Here is a 10,098-nt window from a genome sequence, read left to right on the forward strand (position 1 = left end):
ACGATAGCGAGTGCTAATCCCCATAAAAACCAACTAAATTAGCTTGGGTTAGACAAATACTTTATCTAATGGAGGGACATGTAAATGATTAAACCATTAAACGGACGCGCTGTTGTGAAAGTTGAAGAGGCTAAAGAACAAACAGTTTCAGGTATCGTATTACCGTCAGCTGCTAAAGAAAAACAACAAGTAGGTGTTGTGGAAGCAGTTGCTGAGAATACTGAAGATTTCACATCTCAATTGAAAGAAGGCGACCGTGTTCTATTTGAAAAATATGCAGGTTCAACATTTGAATATGATGGTCAAGAATTATTAATTATTAAAGAAAGCGATATTATCGCAATCGTAGATTAGTCAATTTATCAATATTTACAGATTAATAACAGTATGAATTTTTATGAGGTGAATAAATAAATGGCAAAAGATATTAAATTTTCAGAAGATGCTCGTCAATCTATGGTTCGTGGGATTGATATACTAGCGGATACGGTGAAAGTAACCTTAGGGCCAAAAGGTCGTAATATTGTTTTAGACCAAAGTTATGGGTCACCACTAATCACTAACGATGGTGTAACTATCGCCAAAGAAATCGAATTAGAAGATAAATTTGAAGATATGGGTGCGAAACTAGTTGCTGAAGTAGCTTCAAAAACAAATGATATTGCTGGGGACGGTACAACAACTGCAACTGTTTTAACACAAGCAATTGTATCTGAAGGTATGAAAAACGTTACTGCTGGCGCTAACCCAGTAGGTGTTCGTCGCGGGATTGACAAAGCTATTCGTGTAGCTTCAGATCGTTTATCTGAAATTTCAGTTCCCGTAGATTCTAAAGGCGCAATCGCTAACGTTGCATCAATTTCATCAGGAGATAGCGAAGTTGGTGATTTAATTGCAGAAGCAATGGAAAAAGTTGGCCAAGATGGCGTCATCACCATTGAAGAATCTCAATCAATTGATACTTCACTAGATGTTGTAGAAGGTATGCAATTTGACCGTGGTTACCTATCTCAATACATGGTAACGGACAATGACAAGATGGAAGCTGTTTTAGAAAATCCTTATATCTTATTAACAGATAAAAAGATTTCTAATATCCAAGACATTTTGCCAGTATTAGAACAAGTTGTTCAAGAAGGTCGTGCATTATTAGTAGTAGCTGATGATATTGACGGTGAAGCATTACCAACATTAGTCTTGAACAAAATCCGTGGTACTTTCAACGTTGTTGCGGTAAAAGCACCAGCCTTTGGTGACCGTCGTAAAGCGATGTTAGAAGACCTATCTATCTTAACAGGTGCGCAAGTGATTACTGAAGATTTAGGTCTAGAGTTAAAAGACACTACAATTGACCAATTAGGTGGCGCTAACCGCGTTGTTGTTACAAAAGATGATACAACAATTGTTGAAGGTGCAGGTAATAAAGAGCAACTTGAACAACGCGTTGCACAAATCCGTGGTCAAATCGAAGAAACAACTTCTGAATATGACCGTGAAAAATTATTAGAACGCTTAGCTAAATTAGCTGGTGGCGTTGCGGTTGTTAAAGTTGGTGCAGCTACTGAGTCAGAATTAAAAGAACGTAAATTGCGTATCGAAGATGCTTTAAACGCAACACGTGCAGCTGTTGAACAAGGGATTGTAGCAGGTGGTGGTACTGCCTTCATCAATGCTAAGCATGCAGTTTCTGACTTAGCTGAATCATTAACTGGTGACGAACAAACGGGTGCACAAATCGTTTTACGTGCTTTAGAAGCACCAGTACGTCAAATCGCTGAGAACGCTGGTTTAGAAGGTTCTGTAATTGTTGAGAAATTGAAAGAACAAACAGAAGGTATCGGTTTTAACGCAGCAACTTCTGAATGGGTAAATATGATTGAAGAAGGTATCGTTGACCCAACTAAAGTTTCTCGTTCAGCATTACAAAACGCAGGTTCAGTAGCTGGATTAATCTTATCTACTGAAGCAGCTGTTGCAAACCAACCACAACCTGAACCACAAATGCCAGCAATGGACCCTAGTGCAGGTATGTATTAATTAAGAAAGTAAATAGCGCTTTTATAAAGAAGGCAAACAAAAAATCACTTGGGAATAAAAAGCTGTTATAGGTCAAACCCATGGTGATACCGATTGCTAGGAGGTGTGAAATCAAGTTCACACCTCCTATTTTTTTATAAACTTTGAAATAAGCTGAATCACTTTCTATTATAAAGGCGTTTTCACTATAATGAGACTATGAGTAGAAAAAATAAGCGCATTTCTAGCTAATTGAAGGGAGATTTACCATGTTGTTTACAGAAGATGCCGGTTACTATGCACAGCAAGTGAAGATGCGAAAGGTGAAGGTATTAGATTTAGTGGACCAAGCCCTAGCGAATATTGAAGCGCTGAATCCTAGATTAAATGCCATTGTATATGTGCAAGCAAACGCTGCACGAGCTCAAGCGAAAGCATACGATGCTTATTTAGATCAGTTGACGGAGGCGGAAGTGGACGACTTGCCTGACTTCTTTGGTGTCCCAACTCTGCTGAAAGATTTAGGGCAATATCAAGCTGGACATCTTACATCAAGCGGTGCCCATTTAACGAAAGATACGGCTATGCAAGTAACCGATTATTTCGTTGAAAATATCATTAAAGCTGGGTTTATCATCATTGGTCGGACCAATGTACCGGAATTCGGTTTTAAAGGGATTAGTGATTCTAAAACTTTTGGTCCAGTAAACAATCCAATTGATTTAAACCGTAACTCGGGTGGGTCTAGTGGTGGTGCGGCTGCTGCTTTAAAAGCAGGTATTGTGCCCTTAGCCTTTGGATCAGATGGTGGCGGATCTATTCGTATTCCTGCTTCTTTCTCAGGTTTAATCGGGTTAAAACCATCTAGAGGGCGAGTAGCGGTTGGACCTGGAGCATATCGAGGCTGGCAAGGCGCGTCTGTCAATTTTGCCTTAACGAAAAGTGTGGATGATACCTGGACTTTATTACGAAATCTTCAAGTAGAGCAGTTAGAGGCACCATTCATCATGCCAACAATGAAAGAAACGAGCTTAAAACCCTTAAATAGACCTTTAAAGATTGGTTACATGGACCAATTAAACCCAAAGTGGCCATTAAATACGGATGCTAAAGCAGCCTTAAACCGAACGATACAAGCACTAAGAAAACTAGGACATGAAGTTTTCAAAGTAACGGAACCTTTTGACAGAGCTGAAACCATGCGTAATTACTTTGTGATGAATAGTGTAGAAACAGCGGCAATGATGAAGGATATTGAACAAGTAAACGGGCGACCGGTCACCTTTTCAGATGTTGAACCGTTAACCTGGGCAATCTACCGAGCAGGCTTAAAGGTGCCTTCTTATCGCTATAGCCAATTATTAGCAGAATGGGACAAGTGGACGGCTCAGTCTGAAGCGATGTTTAAAGAAGATTTTGACCTATTACTCACACCAACGACGAATGGTCCAGCACCTATCCATGGTCAGTTTAACCCAGATCAACTAAATGAAATCATCGAAAAGGAGAAACACTTTGATGATTACGAAATGGCCGACCAACAAGCCATTATCTGGGCGCATTTCGAGAAGAGTATCGCTCATATGCCTTATACCTCTTTAATCAACATGTTAGGCCAACCAGCTATTTCCTTACCCCTATATAAAAATAAAGATCATTTACCAGTTGGCGTACAATTTATTGCGCAAAAAGGGAATGATTACTTACTATTACAATTAGCTAAACAATTTGAAGATCAAGAATTATTAGATACAGATATTGTCAAATGATGAAAAAATATTAACATTTTAAATGCTGTTCATGAAGCGCTAGTCACTATTGATCTAGCGCTCTTTATTTTTGGGAGCAGGTTTACCATGATTTTTTAAAAATAAAAAACACTTGTTATTTTCTCATTATTTGTTAATATTCACATTAACGATTACTAGAAAAGACAAAAAATTGTCCATATATTAAAGGAGTGTATTGCTATGGCCATTTGGTCTAATAAATTTCATGAGGAAATGTCACAAGACGCATATCAATTCAACCAATCTATCCAAGTAGATTATCGTTTATTGGACGCTGACCTACGTGGTTCCAAAGCTCATGCCCAAATGCTAGGTCATCAAGGCATTCTTGATTTAGAAGAATCAGATAGCTTAGTGAAAGAGCTCGAACAAATGCGCCAAGACTATGCTGCAGGCACTTTAGCAGTCGATTTTACAACAGAAGATGTGCACTCATTCATAGAAGCAGAATTAACCAACCGTTTAGGTACAATTGGGAAAAAAGTCCACACTGGCCGGTCACGTAATGACCAAGTAGCGACCGCTATGCGTATCTATGTGTTAGACGAATTGCAAGATTTTATCAAGCACAGCCAAGCAGCGATTGAAGCTATTTTAACAAAGGCAGAAGGACATTTAGATACCATTATGCCTGGTTATACCCACCTGCAACGGGCTCAACCGATCACTTATGCGCATTATTTATTGGCTTACGCACAAATGTTTAGCCGTGATTTATCGCGATTTTCTGATCTTTATGATCGAGTAGCAGCTGACATGCCACTAGGTGCTGGCGCTTTAGCTACTTCAACTTACCCAATTGATCCATTTTATACAAATGATCAACTGGCAGGTTTTACTGCACCTTATATCAATTCTATTGATGCCGTATCGAATAATGATTATGCAATTGAATTTTTATCTGACCTGGCTATGATGTCTATGCATATGTCTCGTTATGCAGAAGAAACGATTATGTGGTCTAGTCAGGAATTTCGTTTTATCAGCTTGAAAGACACTTTCTCAACAGGATCTTCGATTATGCCACAGAAGAAGAATGCCGATATCCATGAATTGATGCGTGGGAAGACGGGCCGTGTCTACGGTAATCTGATGAGTGTATTGACGATTATGAAAGGCTTACCGCTAGCTTATAATAAAGACTTACAAGAAATTAAAGAGCAATTATTTGATGGGATTGACCATGTAAAAGCAATGTTAACCCTGTTACCAGGTATGCTAGAAGCAACAATTGTCAATAAAGATGTGATGTACAAAGCATGTGGTACTGGCTTTTTAAATGCTACGGATTGTGCGGATTACTTAACGAACAAGGGGATGGCCTTTAGAGATGCCTACCAAGTATCTGGTGATTTAGTGGGTTATTGTACTGAAAACCGTAAGAGTTTGGAAGAATTAACCTTGGCTGAATACCAAGAATTCTCAGCATTATTTGACGCAGATATTTACGATGCCATTGATTTGAAGAATTGTGTGTACCGTAGAAATGTTACCGGTGGCCCAGCACCAGAAGCTGTAACTGCTGCTATTGCAAGAGTTCGCGACATTATCAAGTAATTTAATTTTATATAAAAAGATTTTTTGCTTTTGAGGTTGACTTTCTAAAGTTTACAGATTAGAATGATTAAAAGAAAATGATAAAAACTTAAACAAACAATGATAGATATCATTTTTTTATGAGAATAGCATATGGAATCATAGAAGCAAAGAGTAGCAAGTTTACTGTCCAAAGCGAGTAGACGATTGGTGGAAGGTCTATGTCAGGAGAATTGTGAACCGCATTGCTGAGATAGTTGGGTGAAAATGAGATAGCTCAACTCGTTAGACGCGTTAAGTCTTCAAGCGTTGATGTATTTTTGTCAACAGTAGAGTGGTACCGTGGATATTAACCGCCTCTTCATTTGAAGGGGCGGATTTTTTTATTTTCCAAACCAACAAATGAATGCTTGTGGTAAACCGTCAGATCATACTGACGTCTTGAGAAATGGTGCAAAGCTATTGTTCCTTTATCATCTGTGTCGTGATATCTTGATCACCATACGAATGATTTTGGGAAATGTTTAGACAAAAATCACAACAGTAGAGTGGTACCGTGGATTATAGTCCGCCTCTTCTTATAGGAGAGGTGGGCTTTTTTGTAGGGGAATCTAGGAGGATGAAGAAAATGTTTAGTCAGGTGAGTAAAGAAAAATCAACAGGATGGCAGTTGAAAGGGTTAAATTGGATGGTTGTATTGGCTGTCTTGTTAGGCCTCGTTTTACCAGTAAAAAGTGTTTCGGCATCTTCCTGGACAGGACCGGAGGCAGCAGCTGAAGTTGAAGGTGAAGATACCTTATTAACAGAGATTCAAGAACGTGGCGTTCTTAGAATGGGGACAGCATCAGGCTATTCACCATACGAGTTTACGGTTTTACAAGACGGGAAAAATGTTGTAGTAGGGATTGACGTTTTCTTGGGCCAACATATCGCAGACCAATTAGGTGTTGAACTTGAAGTCGTGGATATGGAGTTTGGTTCCCTAATTGCTTCACTGGAAACAGGCGGTATCGATATGATTATTGCTGGTATGGGGGCAACTGAGGAACGTGATCAATCCATTGACTTCTCAAATGCTTATGAATTATCTGGTCAATCGATTGTGATTCGTAAGGGTGAAGAAGATGACATTCTTGACTATACCTCTTTTGAAAATGGTGAACATACCATTTCAGTTTCAGAAGCAACATTACAAGAAGGTTATGTAAGAGACCATTTTGAAAATCCTGACTTATTGATCATGCGGAAATCTGCTGATGCGATTGCAGCCTTAATTTCAGGGCAAGCCGATGGCGTACTATTAGATGACGCAGTTGCCGGTGCTAATGCAGCAGAGAATGAAGGATTAACTGTAATTGATTCAAAACTAGATGGTTTAGTTGAAGACCAAGGGAAATCGATTGGAATTCCAGAAAACCAGCCATCCTTACAAAATGCAATCAATGATATTTTGGTAGATGTGGATAACCAAGGGTTGATAGAAACCTGGACGGAAGCCTCATTTGATATTATCGCTGGTGAAAATGCGGGGACAGGTTGGACAATCTATTGGCCTTACTTCTGGGATGGGATTAAAACAACCTTAATTATCGCAGCTGTATCCATTTTCTTCGGGATGATTTTAGGGATATTCTTAGCCCTTATGCGCTTAACCAATAACCCAGTCTTAAAATTCATTGCAACAGCATACATTGAATTTGTTCGTGGAACACCGTTGATGATCCAAGTGTTATTCATGTTCCTAGGTGTAGGGGCAATATTTGGCTGGTCGACAATGACTGCAGGTTTGGTGTCGGTGTCTATGAACTCAGGTGCTTATATTGCGGAGATTATCCGTGGTGGTATTCAATCAGTCGATAAGGGGCAAGCAGAAGCCGCACGTTCGCTTGGACTTGGTTACTGGCAAACGATGCGGAAGGTGATTTTTCCACAATCTTTAAGATCTATCTGGCCATCATTGGGGAATGAATTCATTACCTTGATTAAGGAATCATCTATTGTATCCACGATTGGGGTAGCAGAATTAACCTTCCAAACACGGGCGGTAACAAGTATTACCTACCAAGCAGTTGTACCCTTATTTATCTCTATGATTATTTACTTCATTATGACTTATGCTTTATCGCAAGTTTTAAATGTATATGAAAGAAAAATGAATCAAAAATACGCATAAAATTGATATAAAATTAGGAGGAATTATTTATGGCAAAAGCAAATAAAGAAATTAAAAAGGTTTTATTAGCATACTCAGGTGGTTTAGATACTTCAGTAATCATTCCTTGGTTAAAAGAAAACTATAATAACTGTGAAGTTATCGGGATGACAGGGAATGTTGGTCAAGAAGAGGACTTTGAATATTTAAAAGAAAAAGCTGTTGCTTGTGGCGCAACAAAATTATATGTTGAAGATTTGCGTGAAGAATTCATTAGCGATTATATCTTCCCAGCGATTCAAGCTGGCGCAAAATATGAGTCAACTTACTTACTAGGAACGGCTTATGCACGTCCATTAATTGCGAAACGTATGGTAGAAATCGCCCATTTAGAAGGTTGTGACGCTATTGTTCATGGTTGTACAGGAAAAGGGAATGACCAAGTACGTTTTGAATTAGGTATTCGTGAGTTCGATCCAACAATGACCATTATTGCTCCTTGGCGTGAATGGGATATTGTTTCTCGTGAACAAGCCTTTGACTATGCTGAAGCACATAATGTCCCATTACCAATTACACGTGAAACAAACTATTCTAAAGATGAAAACTTATTCCATTTATCCCATGAAGGATTAGACTTAGAAGATCCAACCAATAAACCAAACTATGAAAGTATCTTAGAATTAGGTGTATCACCACAATCAGCGCCAGACCAAGAGGTTGAAGTTACAGTAACCTTTGAAGCAGGTATCCCGATAGCCGTAAACGGGGAAAAATTAGACCCAATTGCTTTGGTTGAAAAGCTAAATAAAATTGGTGGGGCCAATGGTATTGGTATTCTAGATGTAGTAGAAAACCGTTTAGTAGGGATGAAATCACGTGGTGTATATGAAACACCAGGTGGGACCATCCTTTATCATGCACATGAAAAATTAGAGCAAATTACTTTAGACCGTGACACACAACATTACAAACAAGGGGTAGCCTTGAAATATGCAGACCTAGTCTATAACGGTTTATGGTTCTCACCATTACGTAAAGCTTTACAAGTCTTTGTAGATGAAACCCAAAAAACAGTAACCGGTTCCGTGACAATGGTATTGTATAAAGGAAATATCATTGATGCAGGTATGACCAGTCCTTATTCATTATATTCAGATGAATTGGCAACATTTGGTGAAGATGATATCTATAACCAAAATGATGCGGAAGGCTTTATCAAACTATTTGGCTTACCACAATCAGCTCGTAAGATGGCTGAACAAATCTGGGAAAAAGGGGAAACAACTGAACCAGGAGCCTTTACGGATGTCGCAAGAAACAACGAATGGTTAAGATAATTTATTTAAATAAAAAGTGTAACTCACAATGCCATTCAAGGTGTTATGCATTAAAAAGAAGGTGAGACAAAAGGTTTTTAGAATTGACGTACTGGACCAAAAGACGAACAATAATGAAATATTATTGGAGACATTTGGGCAGTATCGGACAATGCGGACATTTGGAACCCAATTATGAACGTTCTTATATCGCAAAGAGAGGCTGAGACTTGATTAGTCCCAGCCTCTTTTTATTATATACAAGTAAATGACTGATAAAAAAACTTTCTGAGCGTGGTATCGCGGGAATAGAACTTTTATTGATTACTTCAGAAGACTATCTTAAACAAACGAAATAAGTAAAATACAATTAATGTATTGTTATAAAAAACATTTTGATTTTATGAACTTACATTTTGTAAGTTAAAATCCTATTATAGTGGGCATCTTCGTAACACAAGGGTAATAAAGCTTCATTTTACAATGAAAAAAATGGGTATGCGAAGCTTTAATTTTTGATATTTCGAATTCGAGGTGTTATGATATATTTTGTAAAATAAAAAATTAAGAACATTTGAAAAGGAGATTTTTAATATGACAAAATATGGTGTAGTAGTAGGCTCTATTCGTCAAAACTCTTTATCTGAAGGCGTAGCGAAAGCAATCGTTGCAGGTTTACCTGAAGGTTCAGAAGTGAACTTCCTAGAAATCGCAAACTTACCGCTATATAACCAAGACTTAGATACCAATTCTCCAGCAGAATATGAAGAATTCCGTGCACAAGTTGCTGCTCAAGATGCCATCATCTTTGTAACGCCAGAACACAACCGTAACATTCCAGCCGCTTTGAAAAATGCTTTAGATGTTGCTTCTCGTCCATGGGGTCAAAATGTATGGGCTGGTAAACCTGCATTAGTCGCTTCTCAATCCATTTCTGGTATTGCGGGTACTTTAGCACACCACTCATTACGTCAATCATTAGTATTCTTAGACTTACACACTATGGCGCAACCAGAACTTTACATCAACACATCTGAAACTTCTGACATGGAGACTGGTGAAGTAACTAACGAAGACTCTAAACAATTCTTAGCAAACGCAGGTGCGCAATTCGCTGAATACGCAGCTAAGTTTATTGACTAATTCATCTAAATAGATAAAAGGAAGAGAATTTGATATTTATGTCAGATTCTCTTTTTTGGTGCGCCCGGCATGGGCGCTAACTTGGTGGTGAAAGTCCACTACAGGCCTGGCAGTAGGAACTGTTAGCTAATGGCAAGGGTGT

Annotated in this window: 7 protein-coding genes and 1 other annotated feature; all 7 genes read left to right on the top strand. The window is 38.5% G+C overall.

What is annotated here, in order from left to right; translation table 11 throughout:
* Window positions 1-84 precede the first annotated feature (84 nt).
* The 7 genes from CJ191_RS07200 (at window position 85) to CJ191_RS07230 (ending at window position 9,956) form a co-directional block, all read left to right on the top strand.
* Entirely contained in the window at window positions 85-354 is a 270-nt protein-coding gene (locus tag CJ191_RS07200; protein WP_070468148.1) for a co-chaperone GroES, read from the top strand.
* Between the two features lie 60 nt (window positions 355-414).
* Window positions 415-2,037 (top strand): chaperonin GroEL, encoded by a 1,623-nt coding sequence (gene groL, locus CJ191_RS07205; RefSeq protein WP_070468147.1) that lies wholly within the window; start codon window positions 415-417, stop codon window positions 2,035-2,037.
* Between the two features lie 248 nt (window positions 2,038-2,285).
* The gene (locus CJ191_RS07210) at window positions 2,286-3,785 is read left to right on the top strand and encodes an amidase (protein WP_102199400.1); all 1,500 of its coding nucleotides are present in this window, start codon (window positions 2,286-2,288) and stop codon (window positions 3,783-3,785) included.
* Between the two features lie 201 nt (window positions 3,786-3,986).
* The gene (gene argH / locus CJ191_RS07215; protein WP_070468145.1) at window positions 3,987-5,363 is read left to right on the top strand and encodes an argininosuccinate lyase; all 1,377 of its coding nucleotides are present in this window, start codon (window positions 3,987-3,989) and stop codon (window positions 5,361-5,363) included.
* Window positions 5,364-5,495: 132 nt separating this feature from the next.
* Window positions 5,496-5,706, top strand: a binding site (T-box leader).
* A gap of 255 nt (window positions 5,707-5,961) precedes the next feature.
* Window positions 5,962-7,515 carry an ABC transporter substrate-binding protein/permease gene (locus CJ191_RS07220; protein WP_257994151.1) on the top strand — a complete coding sequence of 518 codons (1,554 nt, stop codon included), beginning with the start codon at window positions 5,962-5,964 and terminating at the stop codon, window positions 7,513-7,515.
* Between the two features lie 29 nt (window positions 7,516-7,544).
* Window positions 7,545-8,834: an argininosuccinate synthase gene (locus tag CJ191_RS07225; protein ID WP_070468143.1), complete on the top strand. Its 1,290-nt coding sequence runs from the start codon at window positions 7,545-7,547 to the stop codon at window positions 8,832-8,834.
* 573 nt (window positions 8,835-9,407) lie between these two features.
* On the top strand, window positions 9,408-9,956 hold the full coding sequence (locus tag CJ191_RS07230) for an NADPH-dependent FMN reductase (protein ID WP_102199402.1): 549 nt from the start codon (window positions 9,408-9,410) through the stop codon (window positions 9,954-9,956).
* Window positions 9,957-10,098 lie beyond the last annotated feature (142 nt).

Origin of the sequence: Aerococcus viridans (genome assembly GCF_002871935.1) — a bacterium.
Lineage (GTDB): Bacteria > Bacillota > Bacilli > Lactobacillales > Aerococcaceae > Aerococcus > Aerococcus viridans_B.